Here is a 24370-nt window from a genome sequence, read left to right as displayed (position 1 = left end):
AAAACAACAAGGTATGACAAAGGTAATCATGAATAAAGAAGGGAAGCTGTTATGGAAAAGTTATTAATTGAGGGCGGTTATCCTCTTGAGGGTAAAGTAAACATAAGTGGAGCAAAAAACAGCGCGGTTGCACTCATTCCAGCTACAATCTTAGCTGATTCTGAGGTGACAATAGACAATTTGCCTAAAATCTCTGACGTACAGTTACTTAGTGAACTTCTTGAAGAAATTGGTGGGAAAACAGATTTAAATGGAGATTCTCTAACTGTTTATCCGGAAAATATGTTTGCAATGCCATTGCCAAATGGTCGAGTGAAAAAACTACGTGCATCTTATTATTTAATGGGTGCAATGCTAGGGAAATTTAAGAAAGCAGTCATCGGATTACCTGGTGGTTGTAATCTTGGACCAAGGCCGATTGACCAACATATAAAAGGTTTTGAAGCGCTAGGTGCAAGGGTAACGAATGAACAAGGTGCCATCTATTTACGAGCAGATGAGCTTCGGGGAGCGAAGATTTACTTAGATGTTGTTAGTGTTGGGGCAACCATAAATATTATGCTAGCTGCTGTAAAAGCTAAAGGACGAACGATTATTGAAAATGCTGCAAAAGAACCAGAAATTATTGACGTAGCGACGTTATTGACAAGTATGGGTGCTCAAATCAAAGGTGCCGGTACTAATGAAATTCGTATAGATGGCGTTGAGCATTTACATGGCTGTCGTCACTCGATCATTCCAGATCGCATTGAAGCCGGTACATATATGATCTTAGCTGCTGCGATGGGGACACAAGTGTTGGTTGATAATGTTATTCCTGCTCATTTAGAATCACTAACGGCAAAACTTCGAGAAATGGGAGTTCATGTAGAAACAAGCGATGAACAAATCTACATTTATAACACTAGTAATTTAACAAGTGTTGATATTAAAACGTTAGTATATCCTGGTTTTCCAACGGATCTGCAACAGCCTTTTACTGCGTTGCTCACAAAAGCTAGTGGTACAAGTCTTGTGACAGATACGATTTATAGTGCAAGATTTAAACATATAGATGAATTAAGGCGCATGGGTGCCAATGTGAAGGTCGAAGGTAGTTCTGCCATTATTAATGGTGGTGGAAATCGACTTCAAGGTTCTAAGGTGCGAGCTAGTGACCTTAGAGCAGGAGCTTCCTTAGTTGTAGCTGGACTTATGGCTGATGGAATTACTGAAATTTCTGGTCTGGAACATATTGACCGCGGATATGAGCTACTAGAACAAAAGTTATTAGGGCTAGGAGCAAAAGTATGGCGAGAAAAAATGACTAGTGAAGAGGTTGAAGAAGTAGAAAACGCATAAGTAAATCTAGAATGTAGGGTGTAACATAGGCTTTGAAGCTCATTTGTCAATCATTCTACATTCTTCATTTTAAATTTTACATTATAACAGTTGGGGGAGATGAAGAAATGGAAAGAAGTTTATCAATGGAATTAGTTCGCGTTACAGAAGCTGCAGCTTTAGCAAGTGCACGTTGGATGGGTAGAGGCAATAAAGAATCTGCGGATGATGCAGCGACACAAGCGATGAGAGATGTGTTTGATACCATCCCGATGAAAGGGACTGTTGTCATTGGTGAAGGCGAAATGGATGAAGCCCCAATGTTATACATAGGTGAAAAATTAGGAAATGGTTATGGACCGCGTTTAGATGTGGCTGTTGACCCACTAGAAGGTACAAATATTGTTGCTAACGGAGAGTGGAATGGGCTCGCAGTGCTTGCAGTAGCTGATAATGGTAATTTGCTCCATGCGCCAGATATGTACATGGATAAAATTGCTGTAGGGCCAGAATCAGTAGGGAAAATAAGTCTTGATGCTACCGTTTTAGAAAATCTTCAAGCGGTTGCAAAAGCGAAGAGAAAAAATGTCGAAGACTTAGTTGTTGCAATTTTAAATCGTGAGCGCCACCAACAGTTAATTGAGGAAATTCGTGATGCTGGAGCGAGAATTAAGTTAATGCAAGATGGTGATGTAGCAGCTGCGATTAACACGGCTTTTGATGATACAGGTGTTGATATCTTAATGGGTTCTGGTGGAGCCCCTGAGGGTGTTTTGGCTGCTGTAGCTCTAAAGTGTATCGGTGGTGAACTTCAAGGACGCCTATTACCACAAAGTGAAGAAGAGGTAGAACGTTGCCATAAGATGGGGATTGGTGATATCAACCGAGTGTTATTAATGGAAGACCTAGTAAGTGGAGATGATTGTATCTTTGCAGCAACTGGTGTAACGGATGGAGAGTTGTTAAAAGGTGTTCGTTATCAAGGTGATGTAGGTTTCACTCAATCAGTAGTAATGCGTGCCAAATCAGGGACTGTTCGCTTTGTTGATGGAAAACATAGTTTAATTAAGAAACCAGCTCTAGTAATGAAATAAATTTGAAGATCCAACCTTAATAGAAGTGGTAGAGTGTGGCGTATAAATTGCTACACTCTACCTAATTAATAAGAGTTAATCAAACTGATTTGTACTTAAGGGTCATAGCCCCCCACCTCTAAGCGTAGCGTAGTGGGAACTTCCATTCAGGAGGAGTTGGGACTCCATCTGAATTTCCGATGTTCAAGCCAAACTAGACCGAGTTCTCTACACCACGCACGGAACGCTTGTTCTTTACAAAGGTAAGGATTAGTGGTAAAATATAAATGAAAATTTTGCTAGTAGAAACATAAGGTTCTTCTTGAATACAAATAGTATTTATGGTTAAAATAAATATTGTTAATTAGTAGTTTAAAATGTTTTAGAAGACTTCGAAAAATTTTTAATCATTCTTAAATGTATGAACCTGATGTGTCTATTTTATAGTAGGAATAATAAGTGCATAATTTCTACTTTTTATATATTTGAATCTTCTAAAGTAAATCTTAACCTCTATTTTCGCTTCAATAGCATCTATCCTTCGTAGAAACGATTTATAGTCCTAGATAATTATTTTTTACAATTCTCTTTTGTCTCTCTCTATTTTAGAGTATCTTATAAATAGTTTGTTTTTTTTGTGACTTTTAAAAGTAAGTGAAACGAAGGCTTATGCCGTTTATGTCTACTAATGATTACTTAGCGCGTTTTTTTGCTTTCAAGAATATGCGGTTGAGCATGATCGAAAAACAAGTTTCTTAAAAATCTATTAAAAAGTGGTGTTGATATGGGAATGAACTTAGCTGATTTAGAAAATATGAAGCTACGCGAATTATATGAATTAGCCAAGCAATACAAAGTGTCATATTACAGTAAATTGAACAAAAAAGAATTAATTTTTGCTATTTTAAAGGGTAGAGCGGAAATAGATGGACTGATGTTTATGGAAGGTACATTAGATATTGTTTCATCAGAAGGGTTTGGTTTTTTACGACCGATCAATTATTTGCCGAGTTCTGAAGATATCTATATTTCGGCTTCGCAAATTAGGAAGTTTGAACTAAGAAACGGTGACAAGGTTTCTGGTAAAGTTAGAAAGCCAAAGGAAAATGAACGTTTTTATGGACTACTTCACGTCGAAGCTGTAAATGGAGATGATCCAGAAACAGCGAAAAATCGTCCGCACTTTCCAGCACTAACTCCTTTATATCCTGAACAGCGCATTCAATTAGAAGCCGCTCCAAATAAAATTTCTTCTAGAATTATAGATCTCATATCTCCTGTAGGATTTGGTCAACGTGGTCTGATTGTTGCCCCACCAAAAGCAGGGAAGACTCTGTTGTTAAAAGAAATAGCTAATAGCATTAGAATAAACCATCCTGACGCTGAACTAATTGTTCTTCTTATCGATGAACGCCCAGAGGAAGTTACTGATATTGAGCGTTCAGTTGATGCGGAAGTTGTAAGCTCTACGTTTGATGAAGTTCCAGAAAATCATATTAAAGTAGCGGAATTGGTTCTTGAAAGAGCGATGCGCCTTGTTGAAAGTAAAAAAGATGTTATTATTCTTATGGACAGTATTACTCGTCTAGCTCGTGCTTATAATCTAGTTGTACCGCCAAGTGGACGTACGTTGTCTGGGGGGATAGACCCGGCAGCATTCCATCGTCCAAAACGTTTCTTTGGGGCTGCGAGAAATATTGAAGAAGGTGGTAGTTTAACGATTTTGGCTACTGCATTAGTGGACACAGGGTCACGTATGGATGAAGTCATTTATGAAGAATTTAAAGGTACAGGAAATATGGAACTTCACCTTGATCGCAAACTTGCTGAAAGACGTATTTTCCCTGCGATTGACATTCTACGTTCAGGTACAAGAAGAGAAGAATTGCTTCTTCCTAAAGATCAGCTTGAAAACCTATGGGCGATCCGTAAAACAATGAAGGATTCATCTGAATTTGTTGATCATTTTATTCGTAAAATAAAATTGACAAAGTCTAATGAGGAATTCTTTGCTTCGCTTGAAAAAGACAAAGCGGGGAAAAAGGTTCGGTCATAGTTGAGAAAATAAAGATCTTTGGATATCGGAGAAAAACAGCCATGCTTCTGCGTTTAGTAGAAAAGCTTTGAAGTTGGCGCTTCCTCGAAGCATTGTTTCGTGTGAGGAGTAAAGCAGTATGAAGCGATTAGTAAGAAATAATTCAAGAAGTGATTGAAGTTAGTAGCTTTCCAATAATTACAGTTGCAAAATCACTTTCAAGTTGATATAATTTCGTCATGTGTGAAAAAGATGTTACCGAAAAGATAACATCTGAGTGTGTTCGAAAAAGGAAAACAAGGGACAAGGAGATCGAGGAAGCGAAGCTACGAGTAACGGAGCGTATCAATTATACGTGAGTAACGGAGTAGTGAGCTGACGAAGAGATTCGCAGTCAATTGTTACCCAATTTTTTGACATCCTTTCACTATATTCTGTTTCGAAGAGATTCAGGGCAAAAAGGAGATGAAAAGTATGAAACCAGATATCCATCCTAAATATCAAAAAGTTGTATTTAAGGATACAAGTACAGGTTTTATGTTCTTAAGTGGCTCAACTAAGTACTCTAATGATACTGTTGAGTGGGAAGATGGCAAAACTTATCCACTAATCAACGTGGAGATCAGTTCTGACTCTCACCCATTCTACACTGGTCGTCAGAAGTTTGCTGACGCTGGTGGTCGTGTTGATCGCTTTAAGAAGAAATATAACCTTAAGTAATAACTTAAATAGGGAAACAGGTAAGGTATTTTGCACTTGCCTGTTTTTTCTTCTTTAAGACATGTTTCCTTTAATACGTACAGAAAGTAAGAAGAGTGTTTTCGGGTAAAATAAAGACACCTTAAAAAATGAACGGTACGTCTCCGAGGTAATAATAGAAAGAGCTGATGGGGTGCTTTGCGGCGAAACTAACTTCTTTCTAACGAACATATAAAATTTTAATATTCCTCTAATTCAACAACAGTTCGATATAGCGCATGTTGTTGAATATAGTAGTGTTTCAAAGTGAATTTTTGTGCGAAGTGAAACACTTGAGCATCATTAGATGGGAGAGACATATAAATGCACTTAACAAGAAAAGAAGGTTGGCTTGAAGTTGTTTGTGGAAGTATGTTTTCAGGTAAATCCGAAGAACTTATTCGTCGTGTAAGACGTGCTAGTTACGGTAAGTTGAAAGTACAAGTTTTCAAGCCTGCTCTTGATAATCGCTACAGTAATGAAGAGGTTGTTTCTCATAATGGTACAAAAGTAATGGCGAAACCTTTACAAAAATCTTTAGAGATTTTACAACATGTTGAGTCTGATACTCAGATTGTAGCAATCGATGAAGTACAATTTTTTGACGAAGAAATAATAACAGTTGTGCAAAAACTAGCTGATCAAGGTGTTCGTGTTATTGTCGCAGGGCTAGATCAAGATTTCCGTGGCGAACCGTTTGGACCAGTACCTACCCTAATGGCGTTAGCAGAATCAGTAACAAAGCTACAAGCCATATGCCTATCATGTGGCTCACCAGCAAGTCGAACGCAACGCTTAATTGACGGATATCCAGCTAACTATAACGATCCAATCATATTAGTTGGTGCGTCAGAGTCGTACGAACCAAGGTGTAGACATTGTCATGAAGTGCCAGGGAAGCCAGGAGCTCTGAAGACTGAAGAGCGAAAACAAACTGTATAATTAGATAGATTGAAGCCTACTTCAGCGTTCTGAAGATAGGCTTATTTTATAAGGATAGAAAACACTTTGACTATCGAACGGACGTATACTATAATTATAATGTTATGCCATAAAAAGAGGTGAAAGAACGTGTTTGATCGATTACAGTCATTAGAAGATCGCTATGAAAGATTAAATGAGTTACTTAGTGATCCAGACGTTATTAATGATTCAAAAAAGCTTCGTGAATTCTCAAAAGAGCAATCAGATTTAACAGATACAGTTCAGGCTTACAAAGAATATAAAGATGTTGTTACTCAATATAAAGATGCAAAGTCTATGCTTGAAGAAAAGCTAGATGATGAAATGTACGAAATGGTGAAAATGGAAATTAGTGAGCTTGAGGATCAAAAAGAAGAGCTCGAAAACAGATTGAAAATCTTGTTACTTCCAAAAGATCCGAACGATGATAAAAACGTGATCATGGAAATCCGTGGAGCGGCTGGTGGAGACGAAGCGGCTTTATTTGCTGGAGACCTTTATAAAATGTATTCTCGTTTTGCTGAAGCGCAAGGCTGGAAAACTGATGTTATTGAGGCGAGTCCTACAGAAATTGGTGGGTATAAAGAAATTATCTTTACCATCAACGGTACAGGTGCATATTCTAAGCTGAAGTATGAAAATGGAGCTCACCGTGTTCAACGTGTTCCGACAACGGAATCTGGTGGTCGTATTCATACATCAACAGCGACGGTTGCGGTTTTACCAGAAGCTGAAGAAGTTGAATTAGAGCTTCATGAAAAAGATATCCGTGTGGATACGTTCTGTTCAAGTGGAGCTGGTGGACAAAGTGTAAATACAACAGCATCAGCAGTACGTGTCGTTCATATTCCAACCAATACGGTTGTAACGTGTCAGGATGAAAAGTCCCAACACAAAAATAAAGACAAAGCGATGAAGGTTTTAAGAGCTCGTATTTATGATAAAATGCAGCAAGAGCAACAAGCGGAGTATGCTGAAAATAGAAAGTCAGCGGTTGGTACAGGGGACCGTTCGGAACGTATTCGTACGTACAACTTCCCGCAAAGTCGAGTGACAGACCATCGTATTGGTCTAACAATTCAAAAGCTTGACCAAGTGCTACAAGGAAAAATCGACGAAATTATTGATGCTTTGATTGTAGAAGAGCAAGCAAGCTTAATGCAGCAGGCGGAACAATAATGCAACGAATGAAAATTTTTGAAGCCCTCCGCTGGGCTTCTTCTTTTTTAACGGAATACGGGTTCCAACACCAACCAATCGCTGAAATTTTATTAAAACACTATTTAAAAATTGATCGCTCAAAGCTTTTTCAAATGATGCAAGATGAGCTTCCACAAGATGTTGAACAGACCTTCAAGGAAGCGATAAAACAAGTTTCTGAAGGTGTACCAGTTCAACATATTACAGGTTTCGAGGATTTTTATGGACGCAAATTTACCGTCAATGAACATGTGTTAATCCCAAGGCCGGAAACGGAAGAGTTAGTCCTTGGACTTATACAAAGAATTGATAAGCATTTCGCTGATCAACAACGAGTTTCAGTTGTTGATGTAGGAACTGGCAGTGGTGCGATCGCAATTACTCTTGCTTTAGAAAATCGTAAGTTAGACGTAACGACAGTTGATATTTCTTTAGCTGCTATTAATGTAGCGAAACAAAATGCTGAAAAGTTAAGTGCTGCGGTTCGCTTCCTTGAAGGGGATTTGCTTAGTCCGGTTATCGCTGAAAAGAAAACGGTAGACGTTGTCGTTTCTAATCCACCCTACATCTCAGAGGCTGATTTTGAGCTATTAGACGACAACGTAAGGGTCCACGAACCGACGTTAGCGTTAGTTGGTGGTATATCAGGGTATGAGCTATATGAGAGGTTAGTTGCGCAAATCCCGAATGTGTTGAAGAAAAAGGGGATTATTGCTTTTGAAGTAGGAGTTGGACAAAGTGAGCGAGTAGAAGCTCTTATCAAAGGGGAATTTCCTCATGCTAACACTGAGATTGTCTACGATATTAATGGGAAAGATCGAATGGTGTTTGCTTCTATGATATAGAATTATTCATTCGAATAAAACTTAAGAAAAGCGCAATCGTCTTGGTCACGAGCTCGTAGGCTGCTTGCGCTAGACAGTTTCCATGTTAGAAATTTATAAATTCTGATTATAGAACAAAACCAAACAATGGGGATTAACGCTTTATCCCCATTGTTTGTTCATATTTACATATAAGATTTTAGGTTACTCCTAGTTGTTCGAGGCGTATTGTGATTAAGGTGAGGCCTTTCATCATAAATCAAAAAACTGCTATTATATTTTTATTAATAAAAAGTTTAGAGTTTCATATTCTTATACGTGACAATTGAACGTTTGCTTCGTTAACTTTTTCGTTTATGTCTTTTTTTATATTTTTTAAAAAGTACGTTTAAGTTTTCGTCATCCTGTCCAAACTGTGACTATCGAAGGGATGGTGGCGAAAATGAATCAAAAAGCACTTATATATATATTTACTAGTTTATTAGTTTTAATGATGAGTTGGGAAGCCCAAAGAAGTATGTCGGTTGCAGCCGCAAATTTAGTTGCAATTCCAGATGAAGCTATTCGCCTAAGAATATTAGCAAACAGTGACTCGCCGAAGGATCAGTGGCTAAAAAGAGAAATTCGAGACCAAGTAAACATGGAGATAACTGAGTGGGTAACGGAGTTAGAATCAATTGATGATGCCAGAGGTGTTATTCGTACTCAATTAGATAGAATAGAAGAAATTGTACAATTAGAGCTTACTAGAATTGGTATTACAGATAGTTTTACAGTCGAGTTTGATGAAGTTCAATTTCCAACAAAATTGTATGGCAATACGTTATATCCCGCTGGACTATATGAAGCAATTTTAATTACGATTGGTGAAGGTAAAGGTGAAAATTGGTGGTGTGTGTTATTTCCACCACTATGCTTTATTGACTTTGCTAATGGCGATGCAGTAGAGGGTGATGGCGCCAAAGAACAATCAAGTGAAAATGAAGATGAAGTAGAAGTTCGCTTTTTCGTCTTCGACCTATTCACAAAAGTAAAAAACATATTTGTATAAAGAAAAGCGCAAGGCGCCTGGAGCTAGCCAGAGAAAAGCGAAACGCACTTGAACATCGACGAAAAAGCTGGATCGAGTCGAGTGAGATAAAGGAGAGTCAAAAGACAATAGACTTTTGCCCTCGACTTATCGAAGACGAGACGAGTGAAGCTTCTAAGTCGATAGTGCGTGTAGCTAGCCAGAGAAAAGCNNAACGCACTTGANCATCGACGAAGTAGTTAAATGTTAAAATGAAAAAATAGTGATATCCCCTTCTTCTTGTACATAGGATGATAGTACAAGCTCAAAAGTTGTAGGAGGAGAAAAAATGGGGATAGTTATAAGAATTGCTACTGAAAAAGATTTATTACCGATCCAACACTTATTAGCGAAGGCTAGTTTATCGAAGCGAGGACTTGAGCAAAATATTGATAACTTTCTTGTAGTCGAAGACCCGAACAAAAAAATTATTGGAACCGTTGGAATTGAGCCGATTGGAAAAGATGGGTTGTTACGTTCGCTCGTACTCACATCAGAGAATTGGAATGCAAAAATAGGGTTAAATTTTATTGAGCTTGCTGTTTCGTATGGAAAACAAAAAGGGTATGAAAACTTGTACTTACTCACAAATTCGTCTTTACCGTTCTTTGAGTATATCGGATTTAAAATTCTTGCTGAGGATAAAATCCCTGATCACTTAAAGCAATCGGAACATTTTGCACAATATGTTGAAGGAGTTACGAAAGTTATGTCAATATCCACAGAGAGGTTATAGCCTTTGAAAAAAATCTTCAAAATGTGGACAAACTAGTATATGATACAGTAAGGTAATTGTTAGAAATTTTAAAATTATCAACAGGTTATCCACAATCCGTGGATAACTGTTTTTGTTTTTTAACTTTTTTAAACTATAATTGTTAAAGAGTCCTAAAATAAAGGGGGAAAACTGTAAATGGATGTCGTAAAGACGAAGCTGTGGATTGTGGATGAAAAAATGGATATCCACAACACTTGTCCACAGATAAAAGAGGCTGCGATGTGGATAACTGATAATGAAGTGGTTGCATTTCCAACAGAAACAGTTTATGGTTTAGGCGCCAATGCCTATTCTGACGCGGCTGTAGAGAAGATTTTTAAAGCAAAAGGAAGGCCGAGTGACAACCCGTTAATTATCCACATATCAAATAAAGAGCAGCTTCAAAAGCTAGTAAAAAGAGTTCCTCCAATAGCAGAGGAATTAATGGAAGTATTTTGGCCAGGGCCTTTAACACTTGTTTTAGAAAAAGGAGAAGGGATTGCCGAACGTGTAACGGCAGGCTTATCCACAGTTGCTGTTCGAATGCCAGATCATCCAGTTGCCCTTTCGTTACTAACCGAAGCTAACACACCTGTAGCAGCGCCGAGTGCAAACGTTTCTGGTAAGCCTAGTCCGACAACGGCTGCCCATGTGTTTGAAGATCTTGCTGGTAAGATTGCTGGGATCGTTGACGGTGGTGCAACAGGGGTAGGAGTCGAATCGACAGTTTTAGATTTGACGACAGACATTCCGATGATATTGCGACCTGGTGGTGTTACGCGCGAGCAAATAGAAGAAGTTATTGGTTCAGTCGCTGTTGACCCTGCTTTAGAAGAAAATGGACAAGCACCTAAATCTCCTGGGTTAAAATATAAGCATTACGCTCCTCAAGCTAAGTTGGTTTTAGTAGACGGGAATGATGAGTTTATTCAAACTTTAGTCACGAAAGCGAAGGAAGAGCAGAAAAAAGTTGGTGTACTTACTACTAATGAGAACGCCGAAAAATTTCATGCTGACGTTGTTTTGCCATGTGGCACGAAAGACGACCTCCATACAGTAGCGCAGCATCTTTATGAGGTGCTAAGAAAATTTGATCAGTATGATCTTGATATCATATACAGCGAAATTTTCCCTGAGAAAGGCGTTGGAAAAGCAATTATGAATCGACTGACAAAAGCTGCTGGTGGAGATATTTTAAAGAGTAATTAGTAACTTTCTGTTATATATCACTATGTAAGTATTTCGTATGTGTAAAATTACATAAATCCCCTTGGACGTGCATAGTTTAGAGTAGCATGTACAAGGAGGAGATCCTTTTGATAGGTGAAATGATTACGATAACGATTATGGCCTTTGCATTAGGGATGGACGCCTTTTCGTTAGCTATTGGAATGGGAATGATCGGCCTAAGGTATAGGCATATTTTTAATATTGGCGTTACGGTTGGTGCATTTCACATTGTTATGCCGTTTATTGGACTAATTGTCGGGAAATTTTTAACTCAATATTTTGGAATGTTAGCAATCATGATCGGTGGTGGTTTATTGTTATTTCTAGGCTGCCAAATGATTTACTCAGCACTTTTTTCTCATGATAGAGATAGTGGTGTTATTAAACCTGTGGGTTTCGGTTTACTGTTATTTGCGGTAAGTGTAAGTATTGATAGCTTTTCAGCTGGATTAAGTTTAGGAATGATTGGAGCAAAAACGATTATAACGCTAGCTTGCTTTGGGATGGTAAGTATGATTTTATCGTGGTTAGGCTTAATAATTGGGAAAAAAGTAGAAGGGTACATAGGGGTTTACGGAGAATTATTAGGAGGGGGTATATTACTGGCGTTTGGGTTGAAATTGATATTCCCAATTTAGCCATATAGGATATATTTTACCTTTAAAAAGATAAAATATATGTTAAACTAAGAAAGTGTTTTCAGAGTGCAGACGGTATATTTTATATGAAAAAACAAGGGTTGATAGATTTTTATTTATATATCGAAGGGATGTGGTAACATGGAACGATTCCTCTTTGTATGTACAGGGAATACTTGCAGAAGTCCTCTAGCAGAAGCTCTTTTAAAACATAAACGCCCAGATTTACAAGTGAAGTCCGCAGGTGTAAGTGCTCTCCCTGGAATGAATGTTTCTGAAGGGTCACTTAATGTGTTAGGTGAAAAAGGTATTCCTTTTGAGCATCTTTCTAATCAAGTAAATGAACAATTAATGAAATGGGCAGATATTGTTCTAACTCTAACTGTAAGTCACAAACGTTTATTAGTAAAACAATTTCCATTTTTCGTGGACAAGATTTTTACACTAAAAGAATATGCGTTTAAAGAAGACGTTGATAAAATTCAATCGTTACTTCAACATCATTACGCGGAGCTAGAAATAAAGCAAGCTAAATTTTTAGGGGAAAACAAAGAAAAAATTGAAGAGTTAAATAAGGCTAACGACGACGAATCGAAAAGCCAATTAAATGCGCTCACTCAAAATCTTCAGCAATTGCTAAACGAAGATCGAAAAGCGATTGAAGAAGCAGAAAAACAAATACTCAACCTTGATATTTCTGACCCTTTCGGTGGTTCGTTTGAAATCTATCGAAATACGGCAAAGGAAATAGAGGAAGCAATTGATCATATGTTAAAAAAAATATAGATGTTTTTATGAAGTAAATAGACTAGGGGGAGGGGAATAATAGTGAGTGAAATCAAAAAATATAAATTTAGTTTGAGAAAAAAGATGGTAGTAGGGATCTCGACTGTTGCGGCAGTTACATATGCCACAAGTGCATTCTTTCTTTTTTACTTAAGTGAAGTTTTAGGGTCAAAGTTAGGTGTTAATGAAAGTATTTTTACAGCTATTACCCTAGTATTAGGAGTCGTTTGGTGTGCCATCCTTGGTTTTGTAGTAGCAGGATTTATTACAAAGCCGCTAAGGAAATTAGAAGAAGCTTCAAGAAAAGTTGCAGATGGTGATATTCGAGTTGATGTAGAAGTAACCAAATCTGACGATGAAATTCGTGCGTTAGGTCTTGCTTATCAAGGTATGGTCCAAAATTTACGGAAGATGGTTACGGAAATTGGTGAGAATTTCGAGCTAACGAATGAAAAAGTTAATGGAATTCAAGAAGCCTCTACATCCGCTGCTAGACAATCCGAAGATATTGGTCGCACTGTTGAAGAAATTTCAGTCGGAGCAGAAAACTCTGCTGATGCGATTCAAAAAACAGCTGCTTCTATGGAAGAGGTTTCTTGCTTGGCTGATCAAGTTCAAGAACGAGCAAACGCTTCAAAACAATTGTCAAATGAAATGGTGACTACGTTAAATGAGAGTAAACAAATTATACAATCGCTCGTGTCTGGAATAAGTCAGTTAGCTAATGATAATCAAAACTCATTATCCGCTGTTCATCGATTAGAAGCTCACGCTAAAAAAGTGGGAGAAATCATCTCATTAGTAGGAGATATTGCTAACCAAACGAATTTACTCGCTTTAAATGCGTCGATTGAAGCTGCACGAGCTGGAGAGCATGGCAAAGGTTTTGCAATCGTTGCAGATGAAGTTCGGAAACTAGCTGATGAAAGCTCAAAAGCGGTTCAAGGTATTTCTCATTTGATTAACAATATTCAAGTAGAAGTTGCTAATGTTGTTAATCAAATATCTAAGCAAGTGGAAACTGCAAACGAAGAAGCGATTAAAGGTACAAGTACCAATGAAGCAATTGCTGATGTGGCAAAGTCAGTGAATGATGTAGCAACTGCGGTTCAGGATATATCACAATTGATTGATCGACAGCTCGATGCGATTAAAATAACGACAAAAGAATCACAAGAAGTAGCGGCTATTGCTGAAGAAACATCAGCCGGTACAATCGAAGTATCAACAGCTGCACAACAACAAACGGCGGTAATGCAAGAGATTGCAGCATCGGCACAAGTTTTAGCTAACCAAGCGATAGAATTAAAGCGAACAATTCGTAAATTCGCATTATAAATTTTTTAAGGAATTTGGAGGCTTTTTATTATGAAAGTAGCAATTGGATCAGATCACGGTGGAATTAACATTAAAGAAGAACTAAAGGCATTAATGGACGAAATGAATATCCAATATGAGGATGTTGGCTGTACGTGCAGTGAATCTGTTGACTATCCAGATTATGCCCTACCAGTAGCGCAAAAAGTCGCGAGCAAAGAAGTAGATCGTGGTATTTTAATTTGTGGGACAGGTATTGGAATGAGTATCGCAGCAAACAAAGTAAAAGGAATTCGTTGCGCACTTGCTCACGATACATTTAGTGCAAAAGCAACTAGAGAACATAACGATAGCAATATCCTTGCTATGGGGGAAAGAGTAGTTGGACCAGGACTTGCTAGAGAAATAGCGAAAATTTGGTTAGAAACAGAATTCGAAGGTGGTAGACATGCCATCCGTGTGGATAAAATTACAAAATTAGAAAATTAACATTAACATCCATCAGGTAGGGGAATACTCAACTTGGTGGATATTTTATATAATTAGAATTTATTAATTTCTAACTTAGAAACTGTCTAGCGAAAGCAGCCTACGAGCTCGGTCACTTCAGTCAAGCAACTGACTTCAATAACTACTTGTATAACGTCTCAGAATAGCTTCATGCAGCTTTGCTTCGAGGAAGCTTACTACGAAGCAATACTAGAAGACGCAGAAGCACGTAGGAAGCCAAAGAGCGGCTTCTGTCAAAGGCCGCCCAGTGAAGCTACTACTTGGATTGCTTCGAAGCGGCTTTGCTCTTGAGCAAACGGAGTGGCACAGGAGCAGCTGCTCGTGACCAAGGCGCTTGCGCTTTTCTTACAAGGTAAGAAAGTATAAAATTTCTAACTTAGAAACTGTCTAGCTCCAGCGCCCTATCGACTAGAAAGCTTCCTTCGTCTCGTCTACGATAAGTCGAGAACGAAAGTCTAACGACTTTCGACCCTCCTATATCTCACTCGACTCAGTCCAGCTTATTACGTCGATGAGCAAGGGCGCTTGCGCTTTTCTTATCATGTAAGGCTTAAAAAATTTACTTTTAAAAAGTGGTGGTTAACATGGTTGAAAATTCAATTACAGAAGAAATATATGAACAATTGTTACAAGCATTAACAGACCTAGATGCTCAATCAACTTTACATAAAGGTGACATACTTGTAGTTGGAACAAGCACGAGTGAAGTGATTGGTAAGCATATAGGCACATCTGGAACAAAAGAAGTTGCCGGGGAAATTTTTCGTGCGCTTCGTTCTTTTCAAGAAAAAACAGGGGTCCAACTTGCTTTTCAATGCTGTGAACATTTAAACCGAGCCTTAGTTGTTGAAGAAAAAACGCAAAGCGACTATAATTTAGAACAAGTATCAGTAATCCCTGTTCCGAAGGCTGGTGGCTCTATGGCTTCTTATGCGTATCAACACCTCCAAAAGCCGGTAGTGGTTGAATTTATAAAAGCAGATGCTGGTGTCGATATTGGTGATACATTGATTGGTATGCATTTAAAGCATGTAGCAGTTCCTGTCAGAAGTAAGATTAAAATGATTGGACAAGCTCACCTAACTTTAGCGAAAACTCGCCCCAAACTTATTGGTGGTGCTAGGGCCGTTTATGAAATTCAAGATGATACTGGTAAATGTGACTAGTGTCGTTCTCTGTTGTATGACAGATTCTTATTTGAATTTTATTTGTTTCACGAGTAAATCAAGTATTGAAGGAAAACATAGATAAAGTAGATAATTAACCATGCTTGCATCCATCACCTTAATCTAGACTATTTTGGAATAACCCATTTACCTAAATTTTAGTGGGCCCTTTCAAAATAATAGGTGGTAGAAGCTGCTGCGAATTTGAAAAAAATTTTTATCTGAAATTTTCCTAAAAAACAGTTAATTCAAAATTTTTTTGTGTTACAATACTAAAATGAATATCACTTTAATGGTTTAGTGTATCGAAGGGAGTTTGAAAATGGAAAATCTTAAGCAACAAGATCCGAAACTTTATGCAGCGATGCAAGACGAATTAGCAAGACAAAGGGATAAAATTGAATTGATTGCTTCTGAAAACTTTGTAAGTCAAGCTGTAATGGAAGCACAAGGATCAGTACTGACTAATAAATATGCAGAAGGATACCCTGGTAAACGTTATTATGGGGGTTGTGAGCACGTTGATGTAGCAGAAGATATTGCTAGAGACCGTGCAAAACAAATTTTTGGAGCAGAGCACGTTAATGTGCAACCACATTCAGGTGCACAAGCAAACATGGCAGTTTACTTCACAATTTTAGAACATGGCGACACAGTATTAGGGATGAACTTATCACATGGTGGTCACCTAACACACGGAAGCCCTGTAAACTTTAGTGGAGTTCAGTATAACTTTGTTGAGTATGGTGTTGATGAAGTAAATCACCGTATTGATTATGATGATGTATTAGAAAAAGCAAGAGTACATAAGCCAAAGTTAATCGTTGCTGGTGCTAGTGCTTATCCAAGAGCAATTGATTTCCAAAAGTTCCGTGAAATTGCAGATGAAGTTGGCGCGTATTTCATGGTAGATATGGCTCACATTGCAGGACTTGTAGCGGCTGGTTTCCATGACAACCCAGTCCCTTACTGTGACTTTGTAACGACAACAACTCACAAAACACTTCGTGGACCTCGTGGTGGGATGATTTTATGTAAAGAAGAATGGGCAAAGAAAATTGATAAAGCAATTTTCCCTGGTATCCAAGGTGGTCCATTAATGCATGTTATCGCTGCTAAGGCAGTAGCATTTGGTGAAGTTCTTCAAGATGATTTTAAAGATTATGGTAAGCGCATCGTTGAAAATGCTGATCGCTTAGCAAACAAGTTATTATCAGAGGGCATCAACTTAATCTCTGGTGGTACGGATAATCACCTTGTCTTACTTGACCTACGTAGCCTTGACTTAACAGGAAAAGTAGCAGAACATGCTTTAGATGAAATTGGTATTACTACAAACAAAAATACAATTCCTTTTGACCCACAAAGCCCATTTGTAACAAGTGGTATTCGTATCGGAACTGCAGCAGTTACATCTCGTGGTCTAGGTCTAGAAGATATGGATGAAATCGGAGAAATCATTGCTCTAACATTAAAAAATGTAGACAATGAAGAGAAGCTTGCAGAAGCAAGAGAGCGCGTTTCAGCTCTAATGAAAAAACACCCACTTTATCCAAACTTATAAAGTAGATCAAAGCACAAAGAATGTTCATTCGAACTTTCTTTGTGCTTTTTTATTGAACAGGTAGGGGGGGCAGCGAAGTTTGTGCGCGGTACACGCGAGTTTGTGAGCGGAACGAATGAAAATGTGCGCGATTTTGCGGAGTTTCTGCGCGGTTACGGAAATATGCGCGAAACCACTTGGAATGTGCGCGGTACACGCGAGTTTGTGAGCGGAACGAATGAAAATGTGCGCGATTTTACGGAATTTCTGCGCGATCGCAGAAATATGCGCGAAACCATTTGGAATGTGCGCGGTACATGCGAGTTTGTGAGCGAAACGAATGAAAATGTGCGCGATTTTACGGAATTTCTGCGCGGTCACGGAAATATGCGCGAAACCACTTGGAATGTGCGCGGTACACGCGAGTTTGTGAGCGGAACGAATGAAAATGTGCGCGATTTTACGGAATTTCTGCGCGGTCACAGAAATATGCGCGAAACCATTTGGATTGTGCGCGGTACACGCGAGTTTGTGAGCGGAACGAATGAAAATGTGCGCGACTTTACGGAATTTCTGTGCGGTCACAGAAATATGCGCGAAACCACTTGGAATGTGCGCGAAACCACTTGATTTGTGCGCGGTACACGCGAGTTTGTGAGCGGAACGAATGAAAATGTGCGCGATTTTACGGAATTTCTGCACGGTCACGGAAATATGCGCGAAACCATTTGGATTGTGCGCGGTACACGCGAGTTTGTGAGCGAAACCGCTGAAAATGTGCGCGCTTCCAAAAAAATGTGATCGCTCCTTTAATTGTGCTCCCATCCATTAATTTCTAATATTATGGAAAAATACCCAAAATAGTCGTCAAGATTCGACCTATACAAACAATATTTATAAATTTACCTTGAAGTAAATCGACTTTTTATGTAAAATCTTCAAGGAGCAAAAAAGAGTTTACGTGGCATATTAATTGATAGTACAACTCAAAAGAATAGGAGCGTTTAAACATGAGTAAAGTATTTGTTTTTGATCACCCATTAATTCAACATAAGTTAACGTACATAAGAGATAAAAGTACAGGTACAAAGGAGTTTCGTGAACTAGTAGATGAGGTTGCTGCACTTATGGCCTTTGAAATTACTCGCGACTTACCGCTTCAAGAAGTAACGATTGAAACACCTGTAGGTCCAGCTAAATCAAAAACAATTGCTGGTAAAAAATTAGGTTTAGTTCCTATTTTACGAGCTGGATTAGGAATGGTTGATGGGATCTTAAAACTAATCCCAGCAGCAAAAGTTGGTCACGTTGGTTTGTATCGTGATCCTGAAACACTACAGCCAGTAGAATACTACGTAAAGCTTCCTACTGATGTAGAAGAGCGTGAATTTATTGTTATTGATCCAATGCTAGCGACAGGTGGTTCAGCGGTAGAAGCCATCAATAGTTTGAAAAAACGTGGTGCAAAAAATATTAAACTTATGTGTTTAATTGCTGCCCCAGAAGGTGTAGAAATCTTTCAAGAAGCACATCCGGACGTAGACATCTATTTAGCAGCGTTAGATGAAAAATTAAATGAAAAAGGATATATCGTACCAGGACTAGGTGATGCAGGAGATCGTCTATTTGGAACGAAATAAATTCGAGTAATAAATGCGGACGATATTCGTTCGCATTTTTTTATTTTATTGTGGAAAGCTAAAAAATGCTAAATACACTTAATGTTAGGAGGGTATTTTCAATTAGAATGAAAAAAGTTAGTATCTTAACGTTTCTGTTTTATATCAGTTTTTATACGATAAGTGTGGCTGCAACATTCCCTGAGCGCCCTCCAATAGAGAAAAAAAATATAGAGGAGGATACAGTGGTGCTAGTCGAGGTGGAGGGAAATTCACAAGAAGTGCTCTCCCGAATTAAAGCTCAACTACCAAAAGGCCAAGTTAGAAAAATATTTAATACGTTATTTACTGGGTTTTCCATGCAGATAGAGAAAAAAGATATTGCCCTTCTTGAAAAGTTAGATGGAGTAAAGCGAGTTGATCCAATTCGCACTTATGAGGTCACGGTAGATGAGAGTGTTCCATTTATTGGTGGTGGAAATGTTAGAGGGAAGCTCGATGAAAAAGGTGAACGATTAACAGGTAAAGGGATAAAAATTGCTGTTATAGATACAGGGGTCGATTACGAGCACCCTGATTTAAAGAAAAATTTCAAAGGTGGTTACGATGTCGTAGATCAAGATAATGATCCAATGGAGACAACAAAAGAACAAGGTCTTAGTACCATTCATGGAACACACGTCGCCGGAATTATAGCTGCCAACGGTAAAATCAAAGGTGTAGCCCCTGATGCGGAAATATATGCATACAGAGCGCTAGGTCCTGGTGGAAAAGGGACGACAGAGCAAGTTATTGAAGCAATAGAAAAAGCAGTTGAAGATGGCGTAGATATTATTAATCTTTCCCTAGGAAATACTGTTAATGGACCAGATTGGCCAACGAGTATTGCATTAGATAAAGCAGTGGAAAAAGGAGTCATTGCTGTAACCTCAAATGGGAATAGTGGACCTAATATGTGGACGGTTGGCTCACCAGGAACATCCGAGAATGCCATCTCAGTTGGTGCATCAACGCCCCCGTTAAATGTTCCGTACTTAACGGTCGGAAGCAAAAAAAGAGAAATCCCTCTAAATATCATGGTAGGTTCAAAACCATGGACATTTAAACGAGATTACAAAATCGTTGAAGCAGGACTAGGTCGAGAGGAAGATTTGACAGACATAGAAAATAAAATTGTTTTAATAAAAAGAGGTGTTATTCCCTTTGGCGAAAAAGCCCAAAAAGCGATGCTCGCAGGTGCAAAAGCCGTGATAATCTACAACAACACACCAGGTAGTTTTATGGGGGGATTAGACCAACAAATAGAAATACCCGTTGTTTCTATTTCAAAAGAGGATGGCGAATGGCTTCTTGAGCAATTAGGAAAAAAAGAGAAAAATTTCTTGCGTACGATTTACCGTAAAGAAGAAGATCAAATAGCCTCGTTCAGTTCTCGAGGTCCGGTGACTCATACTTGGGGAGTAAAACCAGATGTTGTCGCTCCTGGAGTTGCGATCGATAGTACGATACCAAAGGGGTATTTAGGGTTAAATGGAACGAGTATGTCAGCGCCTCATGTGGCGGGGACCGCTGCATTAGTAAAGCAAGCAAACCCAGAGTGGACGGTAGAAGAGATAAAAGCTGCAATTATGAACACTGCAAAACCGCTTCAAGATATGGAAGGGAAACCGTATTCACCGCATGAACAAGGGACAGGAAGAATTCAAATTGAGAAAGCTATTTATGCAGAAACGCTCGTGTATCCTGCAAGTATCGGATTTGGAACGTGGACAAGAGAAGAAGCGCGACAAACGAGAGAAGTAGAATTGACGATAAAGAACACGTCAGATATAACAAGAACCTACCATGTGAAACCACCGTTCATTGTTCCGGATGGTGTTCAATGGAAAGTACCATTTTCAGTTACAATAAAACCTAATGAATCAAAGAAAGTTCCGGTTACAATTGATATACTCCCTGGAGTCTTTCAATCAGGGATTCATTACGGAGAGTTGATCGTTGAAGGTGGGAAAGATCCTGTACGAGTGCCATATATGTTTTTTATAGAAGAACCAAACTACCCAAGGTTGATGGCATTCTCATTTGAATTTGGAGATGAACAAGGAAAATATCGCTATGAATTATACTTACCAGGTGGAGCAGAAGAAGTAGGAATCGTTCTATATGATCCTGATACGTTTCAATTTATAGATTATTTAGATGTAAAAGAGAATGTCGATAGAGGGATGTTAGAAGTAGAGATAGAAAATATAGAGTTAGAAGAAGGGATCTATAAAACGCTCGTCTATGCTCAAAAAGAAGGGAGAGAAGACCTTATTGAAACGATGATCTATATCGGAGAGAACATTCCACTAAAGGAGGGAGAAGAAATCTTTACAAGGTGAACGGTTAATTGTGTGGGTAAAATATAGGTTTTCACTCACACAATTAACCTTGAAATCAATTATGTAGATTACCTTTCATAAATAGTGAACTTTTTGTGACTTTTTGTGGTGAGTACAAGATTAAATAATCTGAATTTAATAGGAAGAAACTGAAAAAAAAACACTAGTAAACACTACTTGCGTGTTGTAAAATAAGCTTTAGTGCATCCGGTTATGCATTGACAGACTAAAGTGGCCTATTGTACGATTACATAGGATATACTGGCGGTAAGGGTTTCAAAAAGTGATTTTTACATAACTACTTCATAACTGAAGATGATTTTGGACGTTCAAAAATTTTTTTCGAGGTGTTTATGCAAAACCCTAAACGTTTCAGACAAACGATGAGAGCCTTGGCCTTGATGTCTACAATCAGTTCGTATTTAGTTGGTTCTACTTTATTAGGGATCTTTGGCGGGAGATGGTTAGATGGTTATTTTGGAACCCAATCAACATTTCTCATTATTGGATTATTAGTAGGGATTGGAACTGGTACATATGGAGTTTTTCAAGTCGTACGGCACTTCTTAGGAGATAATCAATAATGGAAGATTATATCGCTTTAACAAAACGTTATACATTTTATATAACTATAATTGTTTCAATATTTCTTATTTTAGCTTTTATAACTCCTTATAAATCGATTTTTTTAGGTTTATTTTTAGGATCGGTTATGAGTCTTGGCAAGCTATGGAGTACATATTTTCAAGTTAAGAGGATTGGGGAATCGTTAGATAAAGGACGAGCTAAGTGGTCGCTAGGAACAATGTTTCGAATGTTGCTTGTTTTAGCAACGGTTTATTTTGCGTCACAATACCCTGATCAATTTCATTTTATCAGTGTGATCATAGGTTTAATGCTAACCTATATTATCATAATGGTTCATTCTTTATTTCAATTAAAATATCTATAAGTTTAGAAAAGAGGTGAAATGAAATGGAAACAATTGCTCCCATAAGAGAAATATATCCTGGTGTTTTTGTGAACTTGTCAAGCATTTTAATGACGACGGTGACAGCTATCATTGTTTTCCTTGTCTGTTTTTTTATGTCACGAAGAATCCAAATGAAACCGACAGGAGCACAAAATGCATTAGAATGGCTAGTTGATTTTGTTAAGAACATTATTAATAATAATATGGATTGGAAAGTTGGTAAGAACTTCGTCATTTTAGGCTTGACCGTCTTATTATACGTATTTGTTGCCAATATGCTGGGAGTTCCATTTGAAATCAAATCAAAAATTGCTGATGGCGTTTATGAGGTTTGGTGGAAATCGCCTACAGCTGATCCAGTTTTAACACTCTCTCTTGCAGCAATGGTTATTGTTTTAACCCACTATTATGGAATTAAGCTTAAAGGAGTTAAAGAGTACGGAAAAGATTATTTCCGTCCAGTATTTTTCTTATTCCCGTTTAAAGTGGTTGAAGATTTTTCTAACACTTTAACACTTGGAATGCGTCTTTTTGGTAACATCTATGCCAAAGAAGTGTTAATGGTAATGCTTGTTAGTTTAGGAACCAGTGGTCTCCTTGTTGCGTTTGGTACAGCCTTACCGCTCATGGTCTGGCAAGCCTTTAGTATCTTTATCGGTTCTATACAAGCGTTTATCTTCTGTATGCTAACAATGGTATACATGTCTCACAAAGTTAGTGAAGATCATTAATAACGAATTCGTTTATCAATTTGCTCTTATCTTTAGGGCGTAATTATAAAAAAAAACACTAGTTTTCATAATCTAAAGGAGGATTTTTATTATGGTATTTTTAGCAGCAGCAATCGTAGCAAGTTTAGCAGCAATCGCAGGAGCATTCGCAGTAGCAATCATCGTACGTGCGACTTTAGAAGGTGCAACTCGTCAACCTGAAATCAAAGGTTCTTTACAAACAATCATGTTCATTGGGGTACCACTTGCTGAAGCCCTTCCAATCCTTGCAATCGTTATTTCGTTCTTAATTTTAGGTAACGCATAATTTTGTTGGGAAATTAACAAAAGAGGTTGTTTAATTAGACCTTATTTTTTAAACTTCCTTTAAATAATGGCGGAGAACGTATATACACAATCTTCGCCATTCCTTATTAATTCTCGAAAAGGAGGAGAATGTTTTGTTTGAAAATATACCTTGGATTAATGCGTTTTATCAACTAATAGTATTCTTTATTCTCCTTATGTTACTTAAAAAATACGCTTTTGGCCCAGTTATTGCTATGATGCAAAAGCGTGAGGAGCATATTGCAAATCAAATTAGTTCTGCCGAAAAAAATCGCGAACAAGCGGAAACGTACTTAGCTGAACAACGCGAAGAAATAAAGAGAGCTCGTGAAGAAGCTCAAAATATTATTGCTAATGCAAAGAAAATCTCTGAGCAACAAACACAAGAAATGATTCAAGCGGCAAAAGAAGAATCAGATCGTATGAAAGAAAATGCTTTAGCAGAAATCAAAAGAGAGAAAGAGCAAGCTGTATCTACATTACGTGAGCAAGTGGCGTCTCTTTCAGTATTAGTAGCAACTAAGGTTATTGAGCGTGAGCTTGATGAGAAATCACAAGAAAAGCTGATTGCCGATTACCTTAAAGAAGTAGGCGAAGAGCTATGAAACAAGATCACGTTGCAAAGCGTTACGGCACAGCTGTATTTGAACTTGCAAAAGAACAAAATGCAGTAGAGCAAATGAAAGAAGAGCTACAGGTGATAGTAGAAGTTGTAGAAAATACGAACCTATTTGATACATTTTTTAAACACCCAAAAATAACAAGTGAACGAAAAAAAGAGCTTGTTAAAGCTAGCTTTCAAGGGAAAATCAGTGATACGCTGTTAAGTACATTATTCCTACTCATAGATAAAAAGCGTGAGGGGATTCTTTTTAAAATGGTAGAAGAATTCTTAAAGCTAACAAACGAAGAACAAGGGATTGCAGAGGCGAAAGTCTTTACTGCAAAACCACTAACAGATGCAGAAAAGGTAGCTTTCTCAGCAACTTTTTCAAAAGTATCTGGTAAAGGAACACTGACCATTGAAAATATCGTAGAACCTGAGTTAATCGGCGGCTTTAAAGTCCGTATTGGTGATCGTATATATGATGGAAGCGTTTTAAGTCAACTCAGACGTATTGAACGTCGTATGATTTCTGGGAACGTTAGTAGATAGGGGTGAAGGAT

The 24370-nt window shown here is 38.1% G+C and carries 25 protein-coding genes; all 25 read left to right on the top strand.

The window, feature by feature from the left end; genetic code table 11:
• Positions 1-51: 51 nt before the first annotated feature.
• The 25 genes from BKP45_RS03690 (at position 52) to BKP45_RS03570 (ending at position 24359) form a co-directional block, all read left to right on the top strand.
• The gene (locus BKP45_RS03690) at positions 52-1341 is read left to right on the top strand and encodes a UDP-N-acetylglucosamine 1-carboxyvinyltransferase (protein WP_071388393.1); all 1290 of its coding nucleotides are present in this window, start codon (positions 52-54) and stop codon (positions 1339-1341) included.
• 107 nt (positions 1342-1448) lie between these two features.
• Positions 1449-2414 carry a class II fructose-bisphosphatase gene (gene glpX, locus BKP45_RS03685; protein ID WP_071388392.1) on the top strand — a complete coding sequence of 322 codons (966 nt, stop codon included), beginning with the start codon at positions 1449-1451 and terminating at the stop codon, positions 2412-2414.
• Positions 2415-3177: 763 nt separating this feature from the next.
• On the top strand, positions 3178-4449 hold the full coding sequence (rho, locus tag BKP45_RS03680) for a transcription termination factor Rho (protein WP_071388391.1): 1272 nt from the start codon (positions 3178-3180) through the stop codon (positions 4447-4449).
• A gap of 453 nt (positions 4450-4902) precedes the next feature.
• Entirely contained in the window at positions 4903-5148 is a 246-nt protein-coding gene (locus tag BKP45_RS03675) for a type B 50S ribosomal protein L31 (RefSeq protein ID WP_071388390.1), read from the top strand.
• A 342-nt stretch (positions 5149-5490) separates the two neighbouring features.
• The gene (locus tag BKP45_RS03670; RefSeq protein WP_071388389.1) at positions 5491-6108 is read left to right on the top strand and encodes a thymidine kinase; all 618 of its coding nucleotides are present in this window, start codon (positions 5491-5493) and stop codon (positions 6106-6108) included.
• Between the two features lie 129 nt (positions 6109-6237).
• A complete protein-coding gene (prfA, locus tag BKP45_RS03665) occupies positions 6238-7308 on the top strand; it encodes a peptide chain release factor 1 (protein WP_071388388.1) in 1071 nt (356 codons plus the stop codon).
• Between the two features lie 8 nt (positions 7309-7316).
• The gene (gene prmC, locus BKP45_RS03660) at positions 7317-8174 is read left to right on the top strand and encodes a peptide chain release factor N(5)-glutamine methyltransferase (RefSeq protein ID WP_071389037.1); all 858 of its coding nucleotides are present in this window, start codon (positions 7317-7319) and stop codon (positions 8172-8174) included.
• Between the two features lie 421 nt (positions 8175-8595).
• Positions 8596-9204, top strand: coding sequence for a stage II sporulation protein R (spoIIR, locus tag BKP45_RS03655; RefSeq protein ID WP_071388387.1), 609 nt, complete (start codon positions 8596-8598; stop codon positions 9202-9204).
• A 307-nt stretch (positions 9205-9511) separates the two neighbouring features.
• On the top strand, positions 9512-9958 hold the full coding sequence (locus tag BKP45_RS03650; RefSeq protein WP_071388386.1) for a GNAT family N-acetyltransferase: 447 nt from the start codon (positions 9512-9514) through the stop codon (positions 9956-9958).
• A gap of 177 nt (positions 9959-10135) precedes the next feature.
• Complete coding sequence (locus tag BKP45_RS03645) at positions 10136-11188, top strand: L-threonylcarbamoyladenylate synthase (RefSeq protein ID WP_071388385.1); 1053 nt, start codon at positions 10136-10138, stop codon at positions 11186-11188.
• Between the two features lie 137 nt (positions 11189-11325).
• Complete coding sequence (locus tag BKP45_RS03640; RefSeq protein ID WP_084787687.1) at positions 11326-11847, top strand: manganese efflux pump MntP; 522 nt, start codon at positions 11326-11328, stop codon at positions 11845-11847.
• Between the two features lie 141 nt (positions 11848-11988).
• Positions 11989-12633 carry a low molecular weight protein arginine phosphatase gene (locus BKP45_RS03635; protein ID WP_071388383.1) on the top strand — a complete coding sequence of 215 codons (645 nt, stop codon included), beginning with the start codon at positions 11989-11991 and terminating at the stop codon, positions 12631-12633.
• A 42-nt stretch (positions 12634-12675) separates the two neighbouring features.
• Positions 12676-13971 carry a methyl-accepting chemotaxis protein gene (locus BKP45_RS03630; RefSeq protein WP_071388382.1) on the top strand — a complete coding sequence of 432 codons (1296 nt, stop codon included), beginning with the start codon at positions 12676-12678 and terminating at the stop codon, positions 13969-13971.
• Between the two features lie 30 nt (positions 13972-14001).
• Positions 14002-14439 (top strand): ribose 5-phosphate isomerase B, encoded by a 438-nt coding sequence (rpiB, locus tag BKP45_RS03625; protein ID WP_071388381.1) that lies wholly within the window; start codon positions 14002-14004, stop codon positions 14437-14439.
• 605 nt (positions 14440-15044) lie between these two features.
• Complete coding sequence (locus tag BKP45_RS03620; protein WP_084787578.1) at positions 15045-15626, top strand: TIGR01440 family protein; 582 nt, start codon at positions 15045-15047, stop codon at positions 15624-15626.
• A 322-nt stretch (positions 15627-15948) separates the two neighbouring features.
• The gene (gene glyA / locus BKP45_RS03615; protein WP_071388380.1) at positions 15949-17190 is read left to right on the top strand and encodes a serine hydroxymethyltransferase; all 1242 of its coding nucleotides are present in this window, start codon (positions 15949-15951) and stop codon (positions 17188-17190) included.
• An 81-nt stretch (positions 17191-17271) separates the two neighbouring features.
• Entirely contained in the window at positions 17272-17799 is a 528-nt protein-coding gene (locus BKP45_RS03610) for a hypothetical protein (RefSeq protein WP_071388379.1), read from the top strand.
• 380 nt (positions 17800-18179) lie between these two features.
• The gene (upp, locus tag BKP45_RS03605) at positions 18180-18809 is read left to right on the top strand and encodes a uracil phosphoribosyltransferase (RefSeq protein WP_071388378.1); all 630 of its coding nucleotides are present in this window, start codon (positions 18180-18182) and stop codon (positions 18807-18809) included.
• A 107-nt stretch (positions 18810-18916) separates the two neighbouring features.
• Positions 18917-21172 (top strand): S8 family serine peptidase, encoded by a 2256-nt coding sequence (locus BKP45_RS03600; RefSeq protein WP_071388377.1) that lies wholly within the window; start codon positions 18917-18919, stop codon positions 21170-21172.
• A 353-nt stretch (positions 21173-21525) separates the two neighbouring features.
• A complete protein-coding gene (locus tag BKP45_RS03595; protein WP_071388376.1) occupies positions 21526-21756 on the top strand; it encodes an AtpZ/AtpI family protein in 231 nt (76 codons plus the stop codon).
• The gene (locus BKP45_RS03590; RefSeq protein ID WP_071388375.1) at positions 21756-22124 is read left to right on the top strand and encodes an ATP synthase subunit I; all 369 of its coding nucleotides are present in this window, start codon (positions 21756-21758) and stop codon (positions 22122-22124) included. The genes BKP45_RS03595 and BKP45_RS03590 overlap by 1 nt, the downstream gene beginning before the upstream one ends.
• A 23-nt stretch (positions 22125-22147) precedes the next feature.
• On the top strand, positions 22148-22876 hold the full coding sequence (gene atpB / locus BKP45_RS03585) for a F0F1 ATP synthase subunit A (protein WP_071388374.1): 729 nt from the start codon (positions 22148-22150) through the stop codon (positions 22874-22876).
• 91 nt (positions 22877-22967) lie between these two features.
• Positions 22968-23183: a F0F1 ATP synthase subunit C gene (gene atpE, locus BKP45_RS03580; protein ID WP_071388373.1), complete on the top strand. Its 216-nt coding sequence runs from the start codon at positions 22968-22970 to the stop codon at positions 23181-23183.
• A 133-nt stretch (positions 23184-23316) separates the two neighbouring features.
• Positions 23317-23808: a F0F1 ATP synthase subunit B gene (gene atpF, locus BKP45_RS03575; RefSeq protein WP_071388372.1), complete on the top strand. Its 492-nt coding sequence runs from the start codon at positions 23317-23319 to the stop codon at positions 23806-23808.
• Entirely contained in the window at positions 23805-24359 is a 555-nt protein-coding gene (locus BKP45_RS03570) for a F0F1 ATP synthase subunit delta (RefSeq protein ID WP_071388371.1), read from the top strand. The genes atpF and BKP45_RS03570 overlap by 4 nt, the downstream gene beginning before the upstream one ends.
• Positions 24360-24370 lie beyond the last annotated feature (11 nt).

The organism is Anaerobacillus alkalidiazotrophicus (assembly GCF_001866055.1).
Note: the sequence above shows the minus strand (reverse complement) of the source record. Positions and strands in the feature narration are given on the sequence as shown.

Excerpts from the sequence above, each read along its gene's own strand:
- atpE (WP_071388373.1), top strand. The coding sequence starts at position 22,968 with ATGGTATTTTTAGCAGCAGCAATCGTAGCAAGTTTAGCAGCAATCGCA.
- BKP45_RS03640 (WP_084787687.1), top strand. The coding sequence starts at position 11,326 with ATGGCCTTTGCATTAGGGATGGACGCCTTTTCGTTAGCTATTGGAATG.
- upp (WP_071388378.1), top strand. The coding sequence starts at position 18,180 with ATGAGTAAAGTATTTGTTTTTGATCACCCATTAATTCAACATAAGTTA.
- glpX (WP_071388392.1), top strand. The coding sequence starts at position 1,449 with ATGGAAAGAAGTTTATCAATGGAATTAGTTCGCGTTACAGAAGCTGCA.
- BKP45_RS03600 (WP_071388377.1), top strand. The coding sequence starts at position 18,917 with ATGAAAAAAGTTAGTATCTTAACGTTTCTGTTTTATATCAGTTTTTAT.
- BKP45_RS03635 (WP_071388383.1), top strand. The coding sequence starts at position 11,989 with ATGGAACGATTCCTCTTTGTATGTACAGGGAATACTTGCAGAAGTCCT.
- BKP45_RS03620 (WP_084787578.1), top strand. The coding sequence starts at position 15,045 with ATGGTTGAAAATTCAATTACAGAAGAAATATATGAACAATTGTTACAA.
- BKP45_RS03650 (WP_071388386.1), top strand. The coding sequence starts at position 9,512 with ATGGGGATAGTTATAAGAATTGCTACTGAAAAAGATTTATTACCGATC.
- BKP45_RS03690 (WP_071388393.1), top strand. The coding sequence starts at position 52 with ATGGAAAAGTTATTAATTGAGGGCGGTTATCCTCTTGAGGGTAAAGTA.
- BKP45_RS03645 (WP_071388385.1), top strand. The coding sequence starts at position 10,136 with ATGGATGTCGTAAAGACGAAGCTGTGGATTGTGGATGAAAAAATGGAT.
- BKP45_RS03675 (WP_071388390.1), top strand. The coding sequence starts at position 4,903 with ATGAAACCAGATATCCATCCTAAATATCAAAAAGTTGTATTTAAGGAT.
- spoIIR (WP_071388387.1), top strand. The coding sequence starts at position 8,596 with ATGAATCAAAAAGCACTTATATATATATTTACTAGTTTATTAGTTTTA.
- BKP45_RS03595 (WP_071388376.1), top strand. The coding sequence starts at position 21,526 with ATGCAAAACCCTAAACGTTTCAGACAAACGATGAGAGCCTTGGCCTTG.
- prmC (WP_071389037.1), top strand. The coding sequence starts at position 7,317 with ATGAAAATTTTTGAAGCCCTCCGCTGGGCTTCTTCTTTTTTAACGGAA.
- rpiB (WP_071388381.1), top strand. The coding sequence starts at position 14,002 with ATGAAAGTAGCAATTGGATCAGATCACGGTGGAATTAACATTAAAGAA.
- rho (WP_071388391.1), top strand. The coding sequence starts at position 3,178 with ATGGGAATGAACTTAGCTGATTTAGAAAATATGAAGCTACGCGAATTA.
- atpB (WP_071388374.1), top strand. The coding sequence starts at position 22,148 with ATGGAAACAATTGCTCCCATAAGAGAAATATATCCTGGTGTTTTTGTG.
- BKP45_RS03590 (WP_071388375.1), top strand. The coding sequence starts at position 21,756 with ATGGAAGATTATATCGCTTTAACAAAACGTTATACATTTTATATAACT.
- glyA (WP_071388380.1), top strand. The coding sequence starts at position 15,949 with ATGGAAAATCTTAAGCAACAAGATCCGAAACTTTATGCAGCGATGCAA.
- BKP45_RS03670 (WP_071388389.1), top strand. The coding sequence starts at position 5,491 with ATGCACTTAACAAGAAAAGAAGGTTGGCTTGAAGTTGTTTGTGGAAGT.
- BKP45_RS03570 (WP_071388371.1), top strand. The coding sequence starts at position 23,805 with ATGAAACAAGATCACGTTGCAAAGCGTTACGGCACAGCTGTATTTGAA.